Source organism: Mycobacterium sp. TKK-01-0059, assembly GCF_000709305.1.
Classification (GTDB): Bacteria; Actinomycetota; Actinomycetes; order Mycobacteriales; family Mycobacteriaceae; genus Mycobacterium; species Mycobacterium intracellulare.
This window is the reverse complement of sequence record NZ_KL446993.1, coordinates 2,939,675-2,961,481: the sequence shown is the minus strand read 5'-3', so window position 1 is coordinate 2,961,481 and position 21,807 is coordinate 2,939,675. Positions and strand designations below refer to the sequence as shown.

Here is a 21,807-nt window from a genome sequence, read left to right as displayed (position 1 = left end):
CGAAATACCGCGGGAAGCCGGCTAGGCCAGCGCCGGCTCCCACTGGGGCACATCGAACAGCCAGGCCGCGGTCGCGTCCGGGTGATCCGCGTCGCCGCTGTGCGGCGTCTGGCCCGAGTCGATGCGCGCCGCGGTGAGCACTCCGGAGTAGTCGGCGACGTACAGGTGGCTGCCGTCGGGGCTTTCCAGCACGCAGGACGGGTTCTTGGTCACCGTGACCTCGCCGAGGACGTCGAGCGCGCGGGTGCCCAGCACCGTGACGCGGTCGTCGCTGACCAGGTAGGCCCGCTCGCCGTCGCGGCTGAGCGTCATCCGCGCCAGCGGCCCGGTGATCTCGTTGATCTTGTGCGTCTTGACGAGTTTGTTCGCGCGGGTGTCGATGACGTCGAGCACCGAGCCCACGACCGGGCCGCAACTGGCGACGTATGCCGTGGCGCCGTCGCTGCTCAGCGCCACATCGCGGACGGGCAGACCGAGCTCGATCGTGCCGACGACGCGCGAGCGGCCGCCCACCCGGCCACCGTCGGATCGGGTGCGGGTTTCGACGACGGCGAGGCTGCCGCCGTTCGGCCCGTTGACCCCGACGTAGAGGCGCCGCCCGTCGGCGCTGGCCCGCACGCATGCGGTGGTCGTGCCGGGTGCGGTGGCCAGTTCGATCACCTCGAGTTCGCCCGTGGTGGTGTCCAGGACCGTCACGTCGGCGCCGCGAACGGCGTTTCGGCTCGCGTACAGGTGCTTTCCGTCGGCGCTCACCGTCAGGTCGCTCACGCTGTGCGCGACCCGATGCGTGGCGATCCGCCAGTTCGTGACGACGTCGATGACCTCGATGGCGTCGTAGGCGGCGGTGGCGGTGCTGACGTAGGCGTAGTTGGCGTCCGCGCTGCTCATGGCGACGGCGGACGGTTCGCTGAGGCCGGCGAGGGTGCTCGAGACCCGAAGGGTGTGGGCGTCGATGACCGTTACCGCGTCGCGGGCATAGTTCGTGACGAGCAGCCGGCGACCGTCGCCGCTGAGGTCCATGTCGCTGATCGGGCCGTGGTGCACCGGGACTCGAACCACCGCGGTGTCGTCGACCGAGAACCCGGCCGCCGTTGGGTCGTATGCATCACTCACGCTGGTACCGCCTTTGCTGTGTTCGTCGGCCCTGGTGGCCAAAGTGGCGTCGCCGCACACACGCGACGATTTGGCCTCCGGATCCACCGGCTTTCAGCACCGAAAGGCGCTGACGAGACTGGTTTTCGGTAGTCTACTGACCAAAATTCGCCTTAAAGCAGTTCAAAATGCTCGACGTTAGCTACGTCACTCCGCGCACTCAGGTTCTGCTCAGACTTCCAATCACGCTGTATCGCAATCGCTTACCCGTAGCGAAACGCATGCAAACCCGCTTCCGGCGGATTTTGCCTACACCGCTAACGATTCGCGTTTCCGCTCGACCGAGGCTTTAGTAAGGAATTCTCAGGATTTGCCGTCAGCGAGGCGAATATCACATCGCCGCGAGTCGGCCGCCGCCGCTAGCTGAACTGCGTCTGCGGCCGCGCCAATGGGGCCCCGTCGACGACGATGTCGACCTTTTCGTTGTAGAAGGCGATCAGGCCGGCGATCTGACCGACCGCGGGCAGCGGATAGTGGTAGGTCCACGCCAGGTCCTCGTGCACGATGTCACCCACCCGCACCGACCAATATCCCGACGTCGTTCCCTTGTACGGGCACAACGTCTGCGTGGTGCTGGGTCGCAGGTGCTCGAAGACGACGTCGGTGGGGTCGATGTAATACCTTGTGGTCAAGCCTGTTTCGAACAGAAACACGGGACATTTGGTGTCCGCCAAGGTGATTCCGTCGAGCTCCACCCGGACATGGCGGTGCGAGCGCAGGGCGTCGACACGCGAATAGGGGTTGCGCGGGTGACCGTAGATCGGCTCGTCCTCTTCGAACCAGCGCAATGGATTCCATTCGAACCGCACGGTGCCCGCCAGCGGGCTGTCGCTGTCGGCGTCGAATACCCGTGCGGCGGACGCATGCGTCTGGCCGGCGGCCACCAGGGTGTGCAGCCGCGATGGGCCGAATTGCACTGTCTGCGCGTGGTTCTCGTCGCGCAGGAACTCGGTGCGGACGTCGGCCAGCGGAATGTAGTACTGCGGGTAGTAGGGGACCTCCCACACGTAGCGGGCGGCGGTGGTGTCGAAGACCAGCGCGTCGCCGAGAAAGCCACGGACGCGCCGGGGTGCGGGCTCGATCCTGCCCCGGGCGGCGGCCATTTGCGGATAGTCGGTCATGGTCGGCCGTATCCGGGCGTGTGGTGAATCCACACGATGCCCTCCGTCGGGCTGGGCGCGTTCATCACGACTCCTTGTGGGGTTCAGTGCCGCTTGTCGCGCACCTTGTACGTCGACGGCCACGACTTGCGGGACTCGTCTCCGGTCAACGGGGTTCCCATCCCGCCGACCTTGACGGCGTAGGCCTCCTTGCCCGGGCCCGCCTCTCGGTTGGCGTGTTCCTGGGCGAGGAAGTACAGCTCGTCGATGGTGGCCTCGTCGTAGGCGACGAAGGAGGTTTCCCGCTCCACATCGTCGATCCCGACCAGCATCCGGTCGGGCAGCAGCCGCGAGGCCACCGCGGCCAGGCCCAGCAGCCCGAAGGGGATGATCCAGTAGCAGAGGAAGGACAGCGGGGTCTTGGTGTCCAGGATCAGGGCGGAGGCGTTCGCCGCGGGTCGTTGCACGATCGACGGGATGGCCGAGGAGACCGTCATGGCGGCGAACGTCGCGACCCAGACCCAGCCGAGGACCTGGACGACGCGGCCGAACAGCTCGGTTTTGGCGACGTCGGGCGCGTGCTCCGCGGCGGCGAATTCGGCCACGAACGGCTTGCCGACCAGCATCCCGACCAGCGTCACCACCAAGATCCCGGCGTTGCTCAGCGTCAGTAGCCACCGCTCGAGGAACGACTGACTAAGCGTGAAAGTCAGCACGGCGAGGATCAAAAGCGCTGCGACAGAAGCGAAGTCAAAGAACTGCCACCGCCTGCCCGTCGCGCCGCCCAGGCCCAGGCCGGCGGCGGCGACCGCCAGCGCGACCAGTACCGCGGCGGCGAAGGGAACGTTTCCGACAAGGACCCAATACACGATCCACGGCGAGAGACCGAACAGCATGCCCATGCTGGGTCAGTGTATGAGTGACGGTTCGCTCCGGCGTGGGCAGGCCCAAAATGTTGGTCCGACGCTGAACCACGTCGACCGGGTGCTAATCCGACGACGTGTGCAGCGCCATCGCCAGGAAATCGAGGCGCCACAGCGACCGGAACAGCTGGTGCCCGAACTCGCGCACCCGCGTGCCGTCCTCCCGGCTGCCCTGGGCCACCGCATCGACGATTTCCCGTATGGTGCGCCGCCCGTCGACGTGCCGGACAAAGGGCAACTGGGCCGCGGTGAGTGTCAGCTTCGCGCAGGGAAGGTGGATCTCGTCGCCGGACAGCAGGCATGCCGTCCGCGGCAGGGGGACGTAATCGAGGGACGACGCCGTCGAGAAGTCGATCGCATAGTCCCGTGTCGGGCGTTCGGGGCGGCAGGCGAGGAAGAAGTGGGTGGCATTGGCCGGCTGCAGGCGTTCCATCACCGACCACAGCGTGGCGTCGGGCAACCGGTTCAACAGCGACTGAAATGGACCCGTCTGCGCAGAGAGCCCGTCGTGGGGGTAATACGGCGAATTGCGCAGCCAGCCCTGGAACGTCAGCCCGGCGGCGCCGACCAACTCCAGGCATTCCTCGACGGTGTAGCTGCGTTGGCGGGCGTGCAAGAAGGTGTCGACCAGCGCGCCGTCGGACATCAGGTCACGCGCGCCGTGCAGGTAGGGACGGACGGGATGGTCGGGCGGCAGCGCCGCAACCGCCTCCTTGACCAGCTGAACCGACGCGTCGTCCTGCGACAGGCCGAGGTCGCGAAACGCCGATTCGAGCAGCTCCACGCCGAACCGGCCGTATTTGGCGTAGAGCATGACCCCCAGGGCGCCGTCTCTGCGCAGGCATCCACCGAGCGCGCTGAGCCCGGCCAACGGATCCGCCAGGTGGTGCAAGACGCCGGTGGAGACGATGAGGTCGAAGTCGCGGGACAGCGCCGAGACCTCTTCGATGGCCAGCAAATGCAGTTCCAGGTTGGTCAGCTGATGCTTGTCCTTCAGGTACCGCTGGTGATCCAACGCGGCCCGGCTGACGTCGATCGCGACGACCCTGGCGGCGCGGTTCATGAAGGCGAAAACGGCCGCCTGGAACGTGCCGCAACCCGCGATGAGGATGTCGAGGTCCGGCTTGTATGCGCGGTTCGGCCACAACACGCGATGCGCATAGAAGGGATCGAACCAATCCCAATGGTTCTTGGTCCACGCCTCGAGATCGGTTACCGGGGGCGGATATTCCCACCGATCGTATTGGCGGGAGACGCCGTCAGCCCGCGGATCCTCGGACACCTTCGCGCTGGCTCCTTCGCGGTGGCGGCTCGCACAACGGTCTCGAGCAACTTACCGCGAGTGGGCTGTTCAGGGGCGGGTCGCCGTTGCGTCCCAGCCCTCGAGGTACGTGGACACGTCCTCGATGTCGTCGGCGCTTCTGCCGAGAATGCTTTTGACGGCCTTGCCGTGCACGTAGATCGTCACGGCCTGCGCGCTGGCCTTGTCGTCCTTGTTGAAGCGACTGACCAGCCACCGTTTGATGCTGTCGGAGATATCGGCCAGCAACAGCGACAGGAATTGGGTTGTGACGCCGGCGAGGATGTAGACGCTGACCGACTCCGGCGTGTGAACGGCGAACTTGCCGGGATCGGGCATTCGGAGGGTGACGTTGCGCCCTTCGCTGGCCAGCTCACTGCGCAGTGCGTCAACGTCTTGCCGGGAGCCCGGATCGAAAGCCGTACGAATCGTTGGTCTGAGCAATACCGCCGGCTGTCCGTCCATCCCTGGACACTAGCGGTAAACCCACACCGGCGCCGCGAGGCGGTGAATGCGGGCGTGGCGTCCACAGGGCGCCTGCGTGTTCGGACGCGTTTCGCGGTGCCCCCAGTCGGACTCGAACCGACACTGGGCGGATTTTAAGTCCGCTGCCTCTGCCAATTGGGCTATGGGGGCCCGGCGGCGAATCTAGCGCGTGAAACCCGAACACGGGGCATCGCATCCCGGCCGATATTTGCCAGACGTCCAACATGCGGGGGCCGTGTCCATCGATTAGGATCCGCGCGCCGCGCGCGATTTCTCCCTTTTCGCGCCCGCGATCAGATGACGTCCCGATGTCGTCCGACAGGGTCTTGTTAAAACTGCCGCCCTTGTCGTTAAGAAGCCGTAAACGACTGTAACCCCAGCTCATTGGGTGGGGAATGTGGAGTTGTGGCTCGCTAGCGTTACGCCAACGCACAGCGGCCGTTACGTGAACACACAGCGATCCACACCGGGGGTCGGCTCGTTCAGCATAGGAGCAACAGATGTCGTTTCTGACAACACAGACCGAGGAAATGCTAGCCGCGGAGACGTTGCTGTCCGGAATCAACAGCAACCTGGCGGCGCAAAACGCGGGCGCCGCGTCGGCGACGACCGTCATCGCTCCCGCCGCCGCCGACCCGGTGTCGGCCCAGCAGGCGGCGATCTTCTCGGCGTACGGCACCCAGTACCAGGCGATCGCCGCCGAGGCGCAGGCGCAGCTGGAAAAGTACTCGCAGACCCTGGGCATCAGCTCCAACAGTTACGGCGACACCGAGGCCGTCAACGCCAGCCAGGCCGCCGTTCAGGCTTTGGACGCCGCGGACTCCGGCACCGGCGCTGCCACGGGTTCCAACCCGATCGACATCCTTGCCTGGCTCCTGGGCTTCAACGGCCAGTCCAGCGGCGGCCTCGGCGGCATGTTCGGCCTGTCGAGCAACGGCGCCAACATCGGAAACATCGGCTTCGGAAACTGGGCGTCGGCCACGTCGAACCTCCTCGGCCTCGCCGGTGGCGGCCTGCTGGACACGTCCGGCGACGCCGCCGGTGCGGCCGCCGCGGCGGACCTGGCCACCTCGACCACGCCGGCCGGCGCCGGGGTGAGCGGCGTGGCGGGCGTGGGCGCGATGCCCGCCGCCGCGATGGGCCAGGCGACCATGGTCAACAAGCTCTCGGTGCCGCCGAGTTGGGCCGGTTCCACCCCGGTGGCCGGCTCGAGCGCCGCGCCGCTGCAGACCGTCGGCTGGACCGCCGCCGCGCCGCAGACCGGCGCCGGCACGGTGGTGCCCGGCATGCCCGGAGTGGGAGCGATGGGGCGCAACAGCGCCGGCTTCGGCGCGCCGCGCTACGGCGTCAAGCCGATCGTCATGCCGAAACCGGCGGCCGTCTAGGCGACCACGGCCACTCGTCAGACATCGAATCCGAACAGACAAGGAGCGGGAAACCCAGATGGTTCTTGACTTTTCAGCGATGCCCCCGGAGATCACCTCCTCGCTCATGTACGCGGGTGCGGGCTCGGCTCCGCTCATGGCCGCCGCGACGGCGTACGCCAACCTGGCCGCCGAGGTGAGCGCCACCGCCACGCAGTGGGAGTCGATCATCTCGCTTTTGACCACCGAACAGTGGACCGGCGGTGGGTCGGCCGCGGCGGCGGCCGCCGCCCAGCCCATCGTGTCCTACCTGACGGAGACGGCGACCACCCTCGAGCAGGCGAGCGCGCAGGCCACCGCGTCGGCGGCTGCCTACGAGGCGGCGTTCGCCGCGACGGTGCCCCCGCCGGTGATCGCGGCCAATCGCACGTTGCTGGCCACACTCGTCGCGACGAACTTCCTGGGCGTCAATTCGGCCGCGATCGCCGCGACCGAAGCGCAATACGCCGAGATGTGGGTACAAGACGCCACCATGATGGCCACTTACCAGGCCGCGTCGGCGGCGGCCGGGGTCCTCACCCCGGTGACGCCGCTGACGTCGACCACCGACCCGGCGCGAGCCGCGGCCGTGGACAACGGCGCGGTCGCCTTCGACGCGGCGAACAGTACGTCGCAGACGGCCGGTCTGGACCTGTCGTCGCTCATCACGTCGCCAACGAGCAGTGGCGGCCTGCTGCAGTCCATCGACAACTTGATGGGCACCCCGTCGTTCCTCAACGCCACCAACGGCGCCGTCAACACCGCGGCCTGGTGGGTGTGTGCCACGATCCCGAACGCGGTGTCGCTGGGGCACACGCTGGGATCGGTGCCATCGATTCCGTTCTCGCTGGCCGACTCCGTCGCGCCGGCGGCGGGCGCGGCCGCCATCACGCCCGGCACGACGGTGGGCTCGGTGTCGGGCGCGGGCGCATCGGCGGCGCTGGGCGAGGCCTCCACCGTGGGCCGCCTCTCGGTGCCGGCCGGCTGGAACGCGGCCGCCCCGGCGTCGTCGTTGGCATCGGCCACCGCTCCGCTCGAGGGTTCGGGCTGGACGGCCGCGGCCGAAGCGGAGGGCGTCACCGCGATGCCCGGCATGCCGGGCATGGCGGCGGCGGCCAAGGGCGCCGGCGCCTACGGCACCGGACCCCGGTACGGCTTCAAGCCGATCGTCATGCCCAAGCAGGTTGTCGTCTGAGGAGGGACGCTGATACGGGAATCAAGGGGGTACATGTCGCCCGTTTGAGGCGAACAATTAACCGGCAGGCCGTAATCTAGTTGAACCGCGGCCACCGCCGCATCAATTTCCATTGTTAAGACTTCGGCCGACTGAAGCTATCAAGATAGGAGACAGCCGAGATGGCAACACGTTTTATGACCGATCCGCACGAGATGCGGGCGATGGCGGGCCGTTTCGAGGTCCACGCCCAGACCGTCGAGGACGAGGCTCGCAAGATGTGGGCGTCGTCGATGAACATCGCGGGCGCGGGCTGGAGCGGCCAGGCGCAGGCGACGTCGTATGACACGATGGGCCAGGTCAACCAGGCATTCCGCAACATCGTCAACATGCTCCACGGGGTGCGCGACGGGCTGATCCGCGACGCGAACAACTACGAGCAGCAAGAGCAGGCCTCGCAGCAGATCCTCAGCAGCTAGCCCAGAACTGCTGCTGCCCAACACTTTTAAGGAGCCATGTAATGAGCATTAACTACCAGTTCGGCGACGTAGACGCCCACGGCGCCCTGATCCGCGCCCAGGCCGCGTCCTTGGAGGCCGAGCACCAGGCCATCATTCGCGATGTGCTTGCTGCCGGCGACTTTTGGGGCGGTGCCGGTTCGGTCGCGTGCCAGGAGTTCATCACCCAGTTGGGTCGCAACTTCCAGGTGATCTACGAGCAGGCCAACTCCCACGGACAGAAGGTTCAGTCCGCGGGCAACAACATGGCCAGCACCGACAGCGCCGTCGGGTCCAGCTGGGCCTGACGCCTCGTCTCTTGAAAACGGGGCCGCGCACCGACCGGTGCGCGGCCCCGTTTCGCATCTTCCGTCCACTCGACGAAACCCGCTCGGGCGCCGTCGTTTTGGAAGACGAATGCCCGTAACGCCGCAATGCACAGCGCCTTTCGAAAGCGTCGGAAGACCCGCATACATTTGAGAATTCTATGAACTCCGTGACAATCCGGTGTGTGACCGGCCAGAATTGAAGGAATATGACCGCAACGGCCGGATACTCAGGCTCGCAGCGGCCCCGCCAAGCCATCCTGGGGCAGCTGCCGCGGATCAACCGTGCCGATGGCTCACCGATCAGGGTTTTGCTGGTCGACGACGAGCCGGCGCTGACCAATCTGGTGAAGATGGCCCTGCACTACGAGGGCTGGGTGGTCGACATCGCCCACAACGGGCGCGAGGCCATGGCCAAGTTCGAGAGGGTCAGCCCCGACGTGCTCGTCCTCGACATCATGCTTCCCGACGTCGACGGGTTGCGGATCCTCGAGCGGGTGCGCCAATCCGACGTCTACACCCCGACGCTTTTCCTGACCGCGCGCGACTCGGTCATGGACCGGGTGACCGGCCTGACCGCGGGCGCCGACGACTACATGACCAAACCGTTCAGCCTGGAGGAATTGGTCGCCCGGCTGCGCGGGTTGCTCCGCCGTTCCGGCCAGCCGCCCACGCCGACGGCCGAAACCCTCATCGTCGGCGACCTGCGGGTCGACACCGCCAGCCGGGAAGTCACCCGCGGTGACACCGCGGTGTCGCTTTCCTCCACCGAGTTCGAGTTGCTGCGCTTCCTCATGCGCAACCCGCGGCGCGCGCTGAGCCGCACCGAGATCCTGGACCGGGTGTGGAACTACGACTTCGCGGGGCGCACCAGCATTGTGGATCTCTACATCTCGTACCTGAGGAAAAAGATCGACTCCGGCCGGGAGCCGATGATTCACACGGTCCGCGGCGTGGGGTACATGCTGCGGCCGGCGGAATGACGGAAGACAAGGCCGCGACATCCGGGATTTTTCCCCGGTGGTTTCCCTCGTCGCTGCGCCGCCAGCTGCTGTTGGGCGTGCTGGCCGTGGTCAGCGTGGTGCTGGTGACCGTCGGCATCGTTTCCGTGCTCAGCCTGCGCGGCTATGTCAACGCCATGAGCGACGCCGACATCGCCGAGTCCCTTGACGCGTTCAGCCACCAGTACACGAAATACCGCAACGGCGAACACACTTCGACGCATCCGGGCACACCGCCGATCGGACAGGCGATGCTGGAATTCACCGGACAGACGCCGGGCAACCTGATCGCCGTGCTGCGCAACGGCGTGGTGATCGGGTCGGCGGTCTTCTCCGAAGGCGAACCGAAACCCGCGCCGGCCGACGTCATCAGCGCGCTGGAAGGGCAGACGTGGTCCGGCGGCCCACCCCGGACCGAAATACTGGGCAGGCTCGGGTCTTATCGCCTCGACAGCACCGTGGACGGCTCCGACGTGCTCGTGGTCGGGATGTCGCAGAACTTCGCCGACCGGATCATCGCGCGCAAGCAGATCACCACGATCGCGCTGACCGCCGGGGCGCTGGCCCTTACCGCGGCTCTGACCGGGTGGGTCGTCGGGTACACGCTTCGCCCGCTGCGCCGGCTCGGCGCGATCGCGGCCAACGTAGCCGCCATGCCGCTCGCCGACGACGACCACCGCATCAGCATCCGGGTCCAACCGCAGGACACCGACCCGCAAAACGAGGTCGGGATCGTCGGCCACACGCTGAACCGCTTGCTGGACAACGTCGATGGCGCGCTGGCGCATCGGGTCGAATCCGATTTGCGGATGCGGCAATTCATCAGCGACGCCAGCCACGAGCTGCGCACACCTTTGGCGGCGATTCAGGGCTACGCCGAACTCACCCGCCAGGACAGTTCGGAGCTGCCGCCGACCACCGAATACGCGCTGGCCCGCATCGAATCCGAGGCCCGGCGGATGGCGTTGCTCGTCGACGAGTTGCTGCTGCTTTCCCGGCTGGGTGAAGGGCAAGATCTGCAGTCCGAGGACGTCGACCTGGCCGCGGTGGCCAACAACGCGGTCAACGACGCGACGGTGGCAGCGCTGACCCACCACTGGGTCAAAGACCTGCCCGACCATCCGGTCTGGGTGCGGGGCGACCACGCCCGGCTGCACCAGTTGGTCAGCAACCTGCTGGGCAACGCCCGGGTGCACACACCGCCCGGGGTGACGGTGACGACCGGAATCACCTGCCACCGTGACGGTCCCGAACCGCCGTTCGTGGAATTGACCGTCACCGACGACGGGCCCGGCATCGACGAAGAGCTGCTGCCCAGGCTGTTCGAACGGTTCGTCCGCGCAGACAAATCGAGATCCGACGGCTCGGGTCACGGACTGGGCCTGCCGATCGTCAGTTCGATCGTCAAGGCCCATCATGGTTCGGTCACCGTCGAATCCACGGAGGACGAGACGGTTTTCCGGGTAAAGCTCCCCCTGATCGACGGGCCGCCACGGGGCGTTAACAAACCGTAAAGGTGCACGGTAGCCCCGTTAGGAAACCGTCAACCACGCACCCGCACCGCACGCCACCCGGTTAGTTTCAATCGGACGTTGGCCCGCGGCTGTCGCGCGACGGTGGGGCTACTCGGGGTCCCTTGCGTATGCGCGTGATTGGCGCGGAACGGAGACGAGATGGGCGTGGCGGTGTACGTCGTGCTGACCGTGGCGGTGTTCGCCGCACTCGGCGTGGCTCAGAAGCTGGTCGAGCGGCTATGAACTACCAAAACACGGTCGGCTTGGTGCTTTCCGTCCTCGTTGCGCTCTACGTCGGGGGCGCCCTGCTGTTCCCCGAGAGGTTCTGAGTGAGCACGACAACGGCCGGGATCGTTTTCCTCGTTGTCCTCGTCGCGGCGGTGGCGGTTGTCCACGTGCCCTTCGGGGACTACATGTTTCGCGTGTACGCCGCGAAGAAGGATTCGTCTGTCGAGCGGATGATCTATCGGCTCATCGGCGTCGACGCGCGCTCGGAACAGACCTGGGGGGCCTATGCCCGAAGCGTGCTGGCGTTCTCGTCGATCAGCATTCTGTTCTTGTTCGTCTTCCAACTCGTCCAGGGCAAGTTGCCGCTGCACCTGCATGATCCGGCCACCAGGCTGACGCCCTCGCTGGCGTGGAACACCGCGGTCAGCTTCGTCACCAACACCAACTGGCAGGCCTACTCCGGCGAGACGACACAGGGACATCTCGTGCAGATGGCCGGCCTGGCGGTGCAGAACTTCGTGTCCGCCGCCGTCGGGATGGCGGTCGCCGTGGCGCTGGTGCGCGGGTTCGCCCGCACCCGCACCGGCGAGCTCGGCAACTTCTGGGTCGACCTGGTGCGCGGGACGCTGCGCATCCTGTTGCCCGTCGCCATCGTCAGCGCGATCCTGCTGATCGCCGGTGGGGCGATCCAGAACTTCCACCTGCACGACCAGGTGGTCACCACCGTCGGCGGCGCCCAGCAGACCATCACCGGCGGACCGGTGGCCAGCCAGGAGGTCATCAAGGAACTCGGCACCAACGGCGGCGGCTTCTACAACGCGAATTCCGCGCACCCGTTTGAGAACCCGACCGGCTGGACCAACTGGCTGGAGATCTTCCTCATCCTGGTGATCGGGTTCTCACTGCCCCGCACGTTCGGGCGCATGGTCGGTAACACCAAGCAGGGCTACGCGATTGCGGCCGTGATGGCGACGCTGTACATGATCAGCACCACCTTCATGCTGTGGTTCCAGACGCAGCACCACGGCACGGTGCCGACGGCCGTCGGCGCGGCGACGGAGGGGGTCGAGCAGCGCTTCGGCGTCGCCGACTCGGGGGTGTTCGCCGCCGCGACAACGCTCACGTCCACCGGCGCAGTCGATTCCGCGCACGACTCGCTGACCAGCCTGGGCGGCATGATCACGATGTTCAACATGCAGCTGGGTGAGGTCGCGCCCGGCGGCACCGGCTCCGGCCTGTACGGCATTCTGGTGCTGGCGGTGATCACGGTGTTCGTCGCCGGCCTGATGGTCGGACGCACCCCCGAATACCTCGGCAAGAAGATCACCCCGCGCGAGATCAAGCTTGCCGCAAGCTATTTCCTGGTCACTCCGCTGATTGTCCTGACCGGCACCGCGATCGCGATGGCGTTGCCCGGCCAACGCGCCGGCATGCTCAACAGCGGACCGCACGGACTCTCCGAAATCCTCTACGCGTTCACCTCGGCGGCCAACAACAACGGGTCGGCCTTCGCCGGGCTGAGCGCCAACACCGACTGGTACAACACCGCTCTCGGCCTGGCCATGGCCTTCGGCCGGTTCCTGCCCATCGTGCTCGTGCTGGCGCTGGCCGGATCGCTGGCCCGGCAAGGCAGCACACCGGCCTCGGCGGGCACCTTGCCCACGCACCGGCCGCAGTTCGTGGGCATGGTCGCGGGCGTCACGTTGATCATCGTTGCCCTGACGTTCTTGCCCATGCTCGCGCTCGGGCCCCTCGCCGAAGGGATTCACTGATGACCGCCACCGCGATCCAGCCGGCCGAGCAGACGCGACCGGCGGCGTCCACCGGCAGAAAACGGGTGCAGGGCGGCCTGCTCGACCCGAGGATGCTGTGGCGCTCGACCCCGGACGCGCTGCGAAAACTCAACCCCCGCACCCTGTGGCGCAACCCGGTGATGTTCATCGTCGAAATCGGCGCCGCCTGGAGCACCGTCCTGGCGGTCGCCGCGCCGAGCTGGTTCGCGTGGCTGGCCGTGATCTGGTTGTGGCTGACCGTGCTGTTCGCCAATCTCGCCGAAGCGGTCGCCGAGGGGCGGGGCAAGGCCCAGGCCGAAACGCTGCGCCGAGCCAAAACGCAAACCGTCGCCCGCCGGCTCAAGGACTGGGTACCCGGGGCCGCCGCGGTCGAGGAAGCCGTCGCCGCGGCGCAACTGCGACAGGGCGACATCGTCGTGGTCGAGGCCGGCCAGGCGATCCCCGGCGATGGTGACGTGGTGGAAGGCATTGCCTCCGTGGACGAATCGGCCATCACGGGCGAGTCGGCGCCGGTGATCCGGGAGTCCGGCGGCGACCGATCGGCGGTCACCGGCGGCACCACCGTGCTGAGCGACCGGATCGTCGTCAAGATCACCCAGAAGCCCGGCGAGAGCTTCATCGACCGGATGATCGCGCTCGTCGAGGGCGCCAACCGGCAGAAGACCCCGAACGAGATCGCGCTGAACATCCTGCTGGCCGCGTTGACGATCATCTTCGTCTTCGCCGTCGTGACCTTGCAGCCGCTGGCCATCTACTCCAAGGCGAACAACCCCGGCGTCCCGGATAGCCAGGCGCTGGACGCCGGCGGCGTGACCGAGATCGTGATGGTGTCGCTGCTGGTGTGCCTGATCCCGACCACCATCGGCGCGCTGCTGTCGGCCATCGGCATCGCCGGCATGGACCGGCTGGTGCAGCGCAACGTGCTCGCCATGTCCGGGCGGGCGGTGGAGGCCGCCGGCGACGTCAACACCCTGCTGCTGGACAAGACGGGCACCATCACGCTGGGCAACCGGCAGGCCGCCGCCTTCATTCCCCTCGACGGAGTGTCGCCCGAACAACTGGCCGACGCCGCGCAATTGTCCAGCCTCGCCGACGAAACACCCGAGGGCCGTTCGGTTGTCGTGTTCGCCAAGCAGCACTTCGGACTGCGTGCCCGCACACCAGGCGAGCTGGCACAGGCCCACTGGGTCGCCTTCTCCGCCACCACCCGGATGTCGGGCGTCGATCTCGATGGGGTCGACGGCACCCAGCTGCGCAAGGGCGCCGCCAGCTCGGTCGCGGAATGGGTGCGCGGCCACGGGGGCGACGTCCCCGCGCAGCTCGGCGAGATCGTCGACGGCGTCTCCGCCGGCGGTGGCACGCCGCTGGTCGTCGGGGAATGCGTCGACGGGCACGCGAGGGTGCTCGGTGTCATCCACCTCAAAGACGTCGTCAAGCAGGGCATGCGGGATCGGTTCGACGAGATGCGCCGGATGGGCATCCGGACGGTGATGATCACCGGTGATAACCCGTTGACCGCCAAGGCGATTGCCGACGAGGCCGGGGTCGACGACTACCTGGCCGAGGCCACCCCGGAGGACAAACTCGCGTTGATCAAGCGCGAGCAGGCCGGCGGCAAACTGGTGGCGATGACCGGCGACGGCACCAACGACGCGCCCGCCTTGGCGCAGGCCGACGTGGGTGTGGCGATGAACACCGGCACGTCGGCCGCCAAAGAGGCCGGCAACATGGTCGACCTCGACTCCGATCCCACCAAGCTCATCGAGATCGTGGAGATCGGCAAGCAGCTGCTGATCACCCGCGGGGCACTGACGACCTTTTCGATCGCCAACGACATCGCGAAGTACTTCGCGATCATCCCGGCGATGTTCGTCGCGCTGTTCCCCGGGCTGGACCTGATCAACGTGATGCGGCTGCACAGCCCGCAATCGGCGATCCTGTCCGCGGTCGTCTTCAACGCGATCGTCATCGTGTTGCTGATCCCGCTCTCGCTGCGCGGTGTGCGGTACACGCCGAGCAGCGCGTCAAAACTGTTGAGCCGCAACCTGTATGTCTACGGTCTGGGCGGCATCGTCGCCCCGTTCGCCGGAATCAAGGCGATCGACCTGATCGTCCAATTCATCCCCGGGATGTCCTGATATGACGAATTTCGTCCGCCTGCACTGGGCGGCACTGCGTGCGCTGCTGGTGCTGACCGCGATCACCGGTCTGGCCTATCCCCTGTTCGTCTGGGCCGTCGCGCAGCTTCCGGGATTGCGGGAGCACGCCGAGGGGTCCATCCTCACCGCGGACGGTAAGCCGGTGGGCAGCAGGTTGATCGGCCAGTCCTTCACCGACTCCGGCGGCAACCCGTTGCCGCAATACTTCCAGAGCCGACCCTCGGCGGCCGGGCTCGGTTACGACCCGACCTCGTCGGGCGGCAGCAACCTGGGGCCGGAAAGCATCGTCGACGCGCCCGGCAAGCCGAGCCTGCTGACGCAGGTGTGTGCGCGCAGTGCCGCGGTGGGCAGGCTGGAGGGTGTCGACGGGTCGCGGCCGTTCTGCACCGGCGGCGGTGTGGGTGCGGTGCTGTCGGTGATCGGCCCGCGCGACGCGCGTGGAAACGTCATGCACCCGACCCGGGTGGTCAGCGTCAACGAGCCGTGCGGCTCGACGCCGGCGCCGTTCCTGACCCTCTACCAGGGGGTGCGCGTCGAATGCGCCCAAACCGCAGAGGACTACTCGATCGGACAGACCGTGCCCGTCCGCGGCGCCGCGCCCGCCAGCCCGGCCGTGCCGGCCGACGCGGTCACCGCCGGCGGCAGCGGCCTCGATCCGAACATCTCGACGGCCTACGCCGACATCCAAGTGGCGCGGATCGCCCACGCCCGTAGTGTCAGCCCGGAACAGATCCGTGCGGTGGTGGCGCAGAACCGGAGCGGCCGCGCGCTGGGGTTTTTCGGTGAGCCGTGCGTCAATGTGCTGCAACTCAACCTGCAACTCGACCACCGGTATCCCGTCACGAGTTAGCGCCAAGGGGGATGATGGTTGGCGTGAGTGACGTCAACCTCCACGGCCGCCAACCCAGGCGGGGGGAGCTACGCATCTACCTCGGTGCCGCTCCGGGCGTGGGTAAGACGTATTCGATGCTGGGCGAGGCGCATCGGCGGCTGGAGCGGGGCACCGATCTGGTGGCGGGCGTGGTGGAAACCCATGGGCGTGCGAAAACCGCTGAGCTGCTTGAGGGCATCGAGATCATTCCGCCGCGCCATATCGAGTATCGCGGCGGCCGCTTCCCAGAGCTCGACGTGCCGGCCGTGCTGGCGCGCCGCCCGCAGGTCGTCCTCGTCGACGAACTCGCGCACACCAACGCGCCGGGCAGCAAGAACCCCAAGCGATGGCAGGACGTCGAGGAGTTGCTCGACGCCGGGATCACGGTGATCTCCACGGTCAACGTGCAGCACCTGGAAAGCCTCAACGACGTCGTCGCCCAGATCACCGGGATCGAGCAGAAGGAGACCGTCCCGGACCTGATCGTGCGGCAGGCCGCACAGGTCGAACTCATCGATATCACGCCAGAGGCGTTGCGGCGCAGGTTGTCTCATGGAAATGTTTACGCTCCCGATCGCATCGATGCGGCGTTGTCGAACTACTTTCGTCGCGGAAACCTCACCGCGCTAAGGGAACTGGCGCTGCTATGGCTCGCCGACCAGGTCGATACGGCGCTGGCAAAATACCGGGCCGAGAACAAGATCACCGACATGTGGGAGGCCCGCGAGCGGGTTGTCGTCGCGGTCACCGGTGGGCCCGAATCCGAGACATTGGTGCGACGGGCGTCCCGGATCGCGTCGAAGTCCACCGCCGAGCTCATGGTGGTCCACGTCGTCCGCGGCGACGGCCTGGCCGGCCTGTCGGAACCCCGGATGGCCAAGATCCGCGAGTTGGCGACCAGCCTGGACGCTTCGCTGCACACCGTCGTCGGCGACGACGTGCCCACCGCCCTACTCGAGTTCGCGCGCGAGATGAACGCCACGCAGCTGGTGATCGGCACCTCGCGGCGGTCGCGCTGGGCGCGCCTGTTCGAGGAGGGCATCGGCCCGAGGATCGTCGAGCTGTCCGGCAAGATCGACGTGCATCTGGTCACCCACGAGGAGGCCAAGCGCGGATTTCGCACGGCGTCGCTCGCGCCGCGCGAACGGCGCGTGACGTCGTGGCTGGCGGCGCTCATCGTGCCGTCGATCATCTGCGCGATCACCGTCACGGCGCTGGATCCCTACCTGGACACCGGCGGCGAGAGCGCCTTGTTCTTTGTGGGGGTGCTGCTGGTCGGGTTGTTCGGAGGCGTTGCGCCCGCGGCGCTTTCGGCGATGCTGTCCGGGCTGCTGCTCAACTACTTTTTGATTGCCCCGCGGCACAGCTTCACCATCGCCGAACCCAACAGCGCCATCACCGAATTGGTGCTGCTACTGATCGCGGTCGCGGTGGCGGTGCTGGTCGATTTCGCGGCCAAACGCACCCGGGAAGCCCGCCGCGCGTCGCAGGAGGCCGAGCTGCTGACCCTGTTCGCCGGTTCGGTGCTGCGCGGCGCCGACCTCGAAACGCTGCTCGAACGGGTGCGTGAGACGTACGCCCAGCGCGCGGTCGCGATGTTGCGCGGGGCCGGCGAGGAAGCGCGCGGCGGCACCACGAGCGACGTCGTCGCCTGTGTGGGCAGGGATCCCTGCGTCACCGTCGATTCCGCGGACACCGCGATCGAGGTCGGTGACGACGAATTCTGGATGCTGCTGGCGGGCCGAAAGCTCTCGGCGCGGGACCGGCGGGTGCTGTCCGCGGTGGCCAGGCAGGCGGCCGGTTTGATCAGGCAGCGCGAACTCGCCGAGGAGGCCAGCCGAACCGAGGCGGTCGTGCGGGCCGACGAACTGCGGCGCTCGCTGCTGTCCGCGGTCAGCCATGACCTGCGCACACCGCTGGCGGCGGCCAAGGTCGCGGTGTCCAGCCTGCGCGCCGAGGACGTCGCCTTCTCCGCCACCGACACCGCGGAGTTGCTGGCGACGATCGAGGAGTCCATCGACCAACTCACCGCCCTGGTCGGCAACCTGCTCGATTCCTCGCGGCTGGCCGCCGGGGTGATCCACCCCGAGCTGAGCCGGGTGTACCTCGAGGAAACCGTGCAACGCGCGCTGGTCAGCATCGGCAAGGGCGCCACCGGCTATTTCCGGTCCGCCATCGACCGCGTCAAGGTGGACGTGGGCGACGCCATGGTGATGGCCGACGCCGGGCTGCTGGAGCGCGTGCTGGCCAACCTGATCGACAACGCGCTGCGCTACGCGCCCCACTGCCTGGTCCGGGTCAACGCCGGGCGGGTGGGCGATCGGGTGCTGATCAACGTCATCGACGAGGGCCCCGGAATACCCCACGGGGCCGAGGAACAGATCTTCGAAGCGTTTCAGCGGCTCGGCGATCACGACAACACCACCGGCGTCGGTCTGGGAATGTCGGTGGCGCGGGGCTTCGTCGAGGCGATGGGCGGGACCATAACGGCCACCGACACTCCGGGAGGCGGGCTGACCGTGATCGTGGAAATGGCTGCGCCGTGACGCGCGCCGGCGACGATGCAGAGCGCAGCGATGAGGAGGAGCGGCGCACATGACCCGCGTATTGGTGATCGACGACGAGCCGCAGATCCTGCGCGCGCTGCGCATCAACCTGTCCGTGCGGGGCTATGAGGTGGTCACCGCGTCGAGCGGCGCGGGCGCGCTGCGCGCCGCCGCCGAGCACAAGCCCGACGTGGTGATCCTCGACCTCGGCCTGCCCGACATCTCCGGGATCGACGTCCTGGCGGGTCTGCGCGGATGGCTCACCGCACCGGTGATCGTGTTGTCCGCGCGCACCGACTCGTCGGACAAAGTGGAGGCGCTCGACGCCGGCGCCGACGACTATGTCACCAAACCCTTTGGAATGGACGAGTTCCTGGCCCGGCTGCGCGCGGCGATCCGCCGTAACACCGCAGCATCCGAAGTCGAGCAGCCGGTGATCGAAACCGAGTCGTTCACGGTCGATTTGGCCGCCAAGAAGGTCAGCAAGAACGGCGGCGAGGTCCACCTCACCCCCACCGAGTGGGGAATGCTCGAGGTCCTCGTGCGCAATCGCGGCAAGTTGGTCGGCCGCGAGGAGCTCCTCAAGGAGGTGTGGGGCCCGGCGTATGCCACCGAAACCCATTACCTGCGGGTGTATCTCGCGCAGCTGCGCCGCAAGCTCGAAGACGACCCGTCGAACCCCAAACACCTGCTGACCGAGTCGGGCATGGGCTATCGCTTCGAGGTATGACGCCCGCGGTCGTCGACATAGTCCCATCCGCCACACGCGTCCCTCCGGAGGAGGACATGTCAATTGCCCACCTCCGAGCGACAACCCGCGGCCTGGCGCAACGCCAGCACGCGCTGATGAATTCGATGCTCGGTGCTGCGCGGCAGGTAGCCGGGGCCGTACCTTCCTCGCCCTAGTCGCCGTACCCGCCCACGACCGATCTCCCACCGCAGCGCGTCCGAAATCGCCTTCGACTGCCTGCCGCGCACCGAGAAGCGGTGCCAGTTCAAGGCTTCGATCAATTCGTCGATGGTTGCCGGCCCGTGAACGGCCAGCTGCATCGTGAGCACGTAACGCAGCTCGATGCCTTTGAGTGCACGGTTCATTCCCGGACGGTCGCACAGGGGTACGACACCGCCGAAGTTGTCGCTCGGAGGTGGGCAATTGACATGTCCTCCTCCGGAGGGGCGCATGTGGCGGGTGTGACTAAACCCGGCCTATACGGCGATCGACAGCACGATGCCGTCCAAAATGTCGTGCTCGCTCACCGTCAACTCCTCGATGCCCGCACGGGCGCGCAACTCGCGGGCCAACTCCTCCACCACGATCGCACCCCCGCCGATCACGTCGGCCCGCCCCTCGTGCATCGGCGGCAGCGCAGCGCGCTCGGCGCGCGTCATCCCGATCAGCCGTTCACACACCGCCAACAGATCCGCACCGGCGACGCGTGAAAGATGAATGGCCGCAGAGTCATACGCCGGCAAGTCGTGCGCCAGCGCGGACAGCGTGGTCATCGTCCCGGCCAATCCGACCCACGTCCGCGCGCCCTCGACGGGCACCACGCCCAGCGCGACCTCGAGCCGCTCGCGCACCACCTGCCGGGCCGCCGCCACTTCCGCGGGCGTCGGCGGGTCCGAATGCAGGCAACGCTCGGTCAGCCGGACGCAGCCGATGTCGGCCGAGTAGCTGGCCACCACCGCCTCGCCCCCCACGACGATCTCGGTGGAGCCCCCACCGAGGTCGACGACGACGAAAGGTCCGGCCCCACCGTCCAATTCGCCGACCGCGCCGCGGAACGACAGCTCGGCCTCCTCGGCGCCGCTGATGACCTCCGCCACCGCACCGGGCAGCACGGCGCCCAACACGTCGGCCGTCATCGCGAAGAAGTCGTCGCGGTTGGCGACATCGCGCGCCGCCGAGGTCGCCACCATCCGCACCCGCTCAACCCCATGCGTTTTCAGCAGCGCGGCGTAGTCCGCCAACGCGGCCCGGGTGCGGGCTATGGCCTCGGCCGCGAACTCGCCGGTCGCGTCGACACCCTGGCCGAGCCGCACGATCCGCGTCTCCCGATGCACGTCACGCAGCCGCCCCGACCCTTCAACATCGGCGATCAACAAGCGAATTGAGTTGGTACCGCAGTCGATTCCCGCGAGCCTGCCGTTCACCATTGGCCCTCCACCAAAATGCCCGCCATCGCGGGCTCGCCGGCCAGGATCGCCAGCGCCTCGTCGCCGAACGGATTCACGCCCGGCCCCTTGGCCAGCGAATGCGCGATCAGCACGTGCAAGCACTTGACCCGGTCGGGCATCCCGCCGCCGGTGAAGGTCGTCCCCAACGATTCGATCGCGTCACGCTCGGCCAGATAGGATTCGTGCGCGCGCCGGTACGCGGCCGCCAGGTCCTCGTCGCGGCCCAGCCGCTCGGTCATCTCGCGCATCAATCCCGTCGTCTCGAGCCTGCTCGCCGCCGCCGTCAGCGCCGGATGTGTCAGGTAGTACAGCGTCGGAAACGGCGTTCCGTCAGGCAATTTCGGCGCGGTCTTCACCACGCCGGGTTCGCCGTTGGGACACCGGTAGGCGATTTCGAGCACCCCGCGCGGCTCCCGCCCGAGCTGGCGGGCCACCGCGTCCAGGTCGGCACGATCAACCACCGGGACCGGGGGGATTCGGCGCGGACGGACCCGGTTCGGCCGGCGGGGCCGGGGCTTCGGCGGGCGGCGGCGCGGGAGGCGGCGCGGCCGGCGGCAGGTGCGGGGCGTCGGCGATGGTGTGCCACAGCGACGTGTACCACGGGTCGTTGTTGACCGGTTTCGCCGACGGGGACCCCGGCTGGGTCGGCTCGGCCGCCGACGGGGGAAGCTGAACCTGGAACGGGATGTCGCCGGGCTTTACGAAGCCGAGCCGCTCGCGGGCCTGCGCCGCAATGTAGGCCGGGTCACCGAGTTTGGTCTTTCGCTGCTCCAAATCCGCGATCTGACGGCGCAGCGCCGCCTCGCTGGCGGCCAGCTGATTCATCTCGGTGCGCTGCGCGAAATAGGTGCGCACCGGTCCGGCGATCGTCAGCGTCAGCACGCAGATCACCGCGGCCAGCACCGCCGCGCGTCGCGCGGTGAAACCGAGCCGTTGCTCGGAGCGCTGCTCAACCGATTCGGCGGCCTGCCGGGCGATGGGTTCGACGACATGCTCTTGCTGCGCGGTGTTGCGGCCGCCGTGGTTGGCCGTGGGCGATGTCCGCGCGGACGGCTTCGACGACGGCTTGGCCGACCGAGGGCGCCGAACCGAAGCGCCGGCCTTCCCCGGGCGCGATGCCGGGGAACGCCGCTTCGGATCCGGCTTGCCGGGCAAG

General features: G+C 67.6%; 22 protein-coding genes and 1 tRNA gene. 13 read left to right on the top strand and 10 right to left on the bottom strand.

Going from position 1 to position 21,807, the window contains the following annotated elements; translation table 11 throughout:
* Positions 1-21: 21 nt before the first annotated feature.
* From K883_RS14360 to K883_RS14335, 6 genes are all read right to left on the bottom strand, one after another.
* Entirely contained in the window at positions 22-1,113 is a 1,092-nt protein-coding gene (locus K883_RS14360; RefSeq protein WP_231504839.1) for a YncE family protein, read from the bottom strand.
* Positions 1,114-1,511: 398 nt separating this feature from the next.
* Entirely contained in the window at positions 1,512-2,273 is a 762-nt protein-coding gene (locus tag K883_RS14355; protein ID WP_020821808.1) for a DUF427 domain-containing protein, read from the bottom strand.
* 83 nt (positions 2,274-2,356) lie between these two features.
* Complete coding sequence (locus K883_RS14350) at positions 2,357-3,154, bottom strand: hypothetical protein (protein WP_020821807.1); 798 nt, start codon at positions 3,152-3,154, stop codon at positions 2,357-2,359.
* Positions 3,155-3,239: 85 nt separating this feature from the next.
* The gene (locus K883_RS14345; RefSeq protein WP_020821806.1) at positions 3,240-4,457 is read right to left on the bottom strand and encodes a class I SAM-dependent methyltransferase; all 1,218 of its coding nucleotides are present in this window, start codon (positions 4,455-4,457) and stop codon (positions 3,240-3,242) included.
* Positions 4,458-4,526: 69 nt separating this feature from the next.
* The gene (locus K883_RS14340; protein WP_231504838.1) at positions 4,527-4,940 is read right to left on the bottom strand and encodes a hypothetical protein; all 414 of its coding nucleotides are present in this window, start codon (positions 4,938-4,940) and stop codon (positions 4,527-4,529) included.
* 97 nt (positions 4,941-5,037) lie between these two features.
* A tRNA-Leu gene (locus tag K883_RS14335) sits at positions 5,038-5,111 on the bottom strand.
* Positions 5,112-5,461: 350 nt separating this feature from the next.
* On the opposite strand from K883_RS14335, the gene K883_RS14330 reads away from it, so the two are divergent.
* From K883_RS14330 to K883_RS14270, 13 genes are all read left to right on the top strand, one after another.
* Positions 5,462-6,346 carry a PPE family protein, SVP subgroup gene (locus tag K883_RS14330; protein WP_008254258.1) on the top strand — a complete coding sequence of 295 codons (885 nt, stop codon included), beginning with the start codon at positions 5,462-5,464 and terminating at the stop codon, positions 6,344-6,346.
* Positions 6,347-6,404: 58 nt separating this feature from the next.
* A complete protein-coding gene (locus K883_RS14325; RefSeq protein ID WP_008254257.1) occupies positions 6,405-7,559 on the top strand; it encodes a PPE family protein in 1,155 nt (384 codons plus the stop codon).
* 161 nt (positions 7,560-7,720) lie between these two features.
* The gene (locus K883_RS14320) at positions 7,721-8,017 is read left to right on the top strand and encodes a WXG100 family type VII secretion target (protein WP_003874404.1); all 297 of its coding nucleotides are present in this window, start codon (positions 7,721-7,723) and stop codon (positions 8,015-8,017) included.
* A gap of 41 nt (positions 8,018-8,058) precedes the next feature.
* Entirely contained in the window at positions 8,059-8,343 is a 285-nt protein-coding gene (locus K883_RS14315; RefSeq protein WP_008254256.1) for a WXG100 family type VII secretion target, read from the top strand.
* A gap of 227 nt (positions 8,344-8,570) precedes the next feature.
* Positions 8,571-9,344, top strand: a complete 774-nt coding sequence (locus tag K883_RS14310) for a response regulator transcription factor (protein ID WP_008254249.1) — start codon at positions 8,571-8,573, stop codon at positions 9,342-9,344.
* Positions 9,341-10,876, top strand: coding sequence for a sensor histidine kinase (locus K883_RS14305; protein WP_020821804.1), 1,536 nt, complete (start codon positions 9,341-9,343; stop codon positions 10,874-10,876). Before K883_RS14310 ends, K883_RS14305 begins: the two co-directional genes overlap by 4 nt.
* 159 nt (positions 10,877-11,035) lie before the next feature.
* Complete coding sequence (locus K883_RS14300) at positions 11,036-11,119, top strand: hypothetical protein (protein ID WP_008254247.1); 84 nt, start codon at positions 11,036-11,038, stop codon at positions 11,117-11,119.
* Entirely contained in the window at positions 11,116-11,205 is a 90-nt protein-coding gene (locus K883_RS14295; RefSeq protein ID WP_036428576.1) for a potassium-transporting ATPase subunit F, read from the top strand. The genes K883_RS14300 and K883_RS14295 overlap by 4 nt, the downstream gene beginning before the upstream one ends.
* Positions 11,206-12,876, top strand: coding sequence for a potassium-transporting ATPase subunit KdpA (kdpA, locus tag K883_RS14290; RefSeq protein WP_020821803.1), 1,671 nt, complete (start codon positions 11,206-11,208; stop codon positions 12,874-12,876). It begins immediately after the preceding gene.
* A complete protein-coding gene (gene kdpB / locus K883_RS14285) occupies positions 12,876-15,035 on the top strand; it encodes a potassium-transporting ATPase subunit KdpB (RefSeq protein ID WP_020821802.1) in 2,160 nt (719 codons plus the stop codon). The genes kdpA and kdpB overlap by 1 nt, the downstream gene beginning before the upstream one ends.
* Before the next feature lies 1 nt (position 15,036).
* A complete protein-coding gene (locus K883_RS14280) occupies positions 15,037-15,906 on the top strand; it encodes a potassium-transporting ATPase subunit C (protein ID WP_020821801.1) in 870 nt (289 codons plus the stop codon).
* 11 nt (positions 15,907-15,917) lie between these two features.
* Positions 15,918-18,473, top strand: coding sequence for a sensor histidine kinase (locus tag K883_RS14275; protein ID WP_036454756.1), 2,556 nt, complete (start codon positions 15,918-15,920; stop codon positions 18,471-18,473).
* A gap of 49 nt (positions 18,474-18,522) precedes the next feature.
* Positions 18,523-19,203, top strand: coding sequence for a response regulator (locus K883_RS14270; RefSeq protein ID WP_020821799.1), 681 nt, complete (start codon positions 18,523-18,525; stop codon positions 19,201-19,203).
* A 59-nt stretch (positions 19,204-19,262) separates the two neighbouring features.
* On the opposite strand, the gene K883_RS14265 is transcribed toward K883_RS14270, so the two are convergent.
* From K883_RS14265 to K883_RS14250, 4 genes are all read right to left on the bottom strand, one after another.
* On the bottom strand, positions 19,263-19,568 hold the full coding sequence (locus K883_RS14265; RefSeq protein WP_020821798.1) for a hypothetical protein: 306 nt from the start codon (positions 19,566-19,568) through the stop codon (positions 19,263-19,265).
* A 111-nt stretch (positions 19,569-19,679) separates the two neighbouring features.
* Positions 19,680-20,630 carry a Ppx/GppA phosphatase family protein gene (locus K883_RS14260; RefSeq protein ID WP_020821797.1) on the bottom strand — a complete coding sequence of 317 codons (951 nt, stop codon included), beginning with the start codon at positions 20,628-20,630 and terminating at the stop codon, positions 19,680-19,682.
* Positions 20,624-21,112 (bottom strand): DUF501 domain-containing protein, encoded by a 489-nt coding sequence (locus K883_RS14255; protein ID WP_020821796.1) that lies wholly within the window; start codon positions 21,110-21,112, stop codon positions 20,624-20,626. Before K883_RS14255 ends, K883_RS14260 begins: the two co-directional genes overlap by 7 nt.
* Positions 21,105-21,806: an FtsB family cell division protein gene (locus K883_RS14250; RefSeq protein ID WP_020821795.1), complete on the bottom strand. Its 702-nt coding sequence runs from the start codon at positions 21,804-21,806 to the stop codon at positions 21,105-21,107. The genes K883_RS14255 and K883_RS14250 overlap by 8 nt, the downstream gene beginning before the upstream one ends.
* Between the last annotated feature and the right edge of the window lies 1 nt (position 21,807).